Genomic DNA, 1460 nt, shown 5'->3' with positions numbered 1-1460 from the left:
TCTATCGGGCGTTTGATCTGATGGACGTGGCGCCGGAGCGGATCGGGCAGATGCTGGCCGACCTGGTCGCCCTGTTCGAGGCGGGCGTGCTCAAGCCCCTTCCCGTGACGTGCTGGGATGTGCGGCGCGCTCCGGAGGCGTTCCGGTATCTGTCGCAGGCCCGCCATGTCGGCAAGGTGGTCCTGACGGTCCCGGTGCCGCTGGATCCGGACGGCACGGTGCTGGTGACCGGTGGTACGGGTGGTCTGGGTGCGCTGGCGGCCCGGCACCTGGTGACCGAGCACGGTATCCGGCATCTGCTGCTGGCCAGCCGCCGCGGCCTGGAAGCCCCGGGCGCTGGTGAACTCGTCGCTGAATTGGCTGGGTTGGGCGCGCAGGTCGAGGTGGCGGCGGTTGACGTCGCCGACCGCGACCAGGTGGCCGCCATGCTGGACACCGTTTCCGCCGGCCACCCGCTGACCGCCGTGGTCCACACGGCCGGCGTCCTGGACGATGGTGTGGTCGCTTCCCTCACCCCGGACCGGCTGGCGAGGGTCATGCGGCCGAAGGCCGACGCGACCGTTCATCTGCACGAGCTGACCCGGGACGCCGATCTGTCCGCGTTCGTCGTCTTCTCCTCCGTCGCGGGGACGTTCGGCGGCGCGGGGCAGGCCAACTACGCGGCCGCCAACGCCTTCCTGGACGCCTTCGCCGCCATCCGCCGTTCCTCCGGCCTGCCGGCGACCGCGCTGGCGTGGGGCCCCTGGGCACCGGGTGCGGGCATGACCGCCGAGCTGACCGAGGCGGACCTGCGACGCATGGCACGCGGCGGCATGCAGCCGCTCGCCCCCGAACACGGTCTGGGGCTGCTCGACGTTGCGCTGGAGCGGGGCGCCGGGTTGGAGCGGGCCGCAGTGTTGCCGATCGACCTCGATCTCGCGGGGCTGCGTCGGCGGGCGGCGGAGGACGTTCCCGCGCTGCTGCGTGCCCTGGTCCGTGTCCGGGCCCGTCGCAAGGCCGAGGCCGGTACCGGAGCCCACCGACAGGACGTGAGGACACAGTTGGCGGCCGCCCTGCCGGCCGACCGTGACCGACTCCTGTCCGACTTGGTGCGCGGCGCCGCGGCGGCCGTGCTCGGCCATGCCTCGGCCGCCGACATCGACGCAGACCACACCTTCGATGACCTGGGCTTCGACTCCCTCACCTCGGTCGATCTGTGCAACCGTCTGAACGCCGCCACCGGCATGCGGCTGCCCACCACCCTGATCTTCGACTACCCGACGCCCAGCGCCCTGGTGCGGCACATCAGGACGGAGCTCCTCGGCGGCGAGGAACCGAGTGCATCCGACCTGCTGCCCGCGCCGGCGAGCACGTCCGATGATCCGGTGGTGATCGTGGGGATGGCGTGCCGGTTCCCGGGTGGAGTGGGTTCGCCGGAGGAGCTGTGGCGGCTGGTCAGCGAGGGCGGGGACGCGATCGGC

General features: G+C 72.4%; 1 protein-coding gene. It reads left to right on the top strand.

The annotated features are described in order from the left end of the window. Nucleotides 1-1460: SDR family NAD(P)-dependent oxidoreductase (locus POF73_RS45670; protein ID WP_272125450.1), on the top strand; the 1460-nt coding region annotated here is incomplete at both ends.

It is taken from the genome of Streptomyces sp. HD (assembly GCF_028369295.1).
Classification (GTDB): domain Bacteria; phylum Actinomycetota; class Actinomycetes; order Streptomycetales; family Streptomycetaceae; genus Streptomyces.
This window is presented reverse-complemented; position numbering and strand designations above follow the sequence as displayed.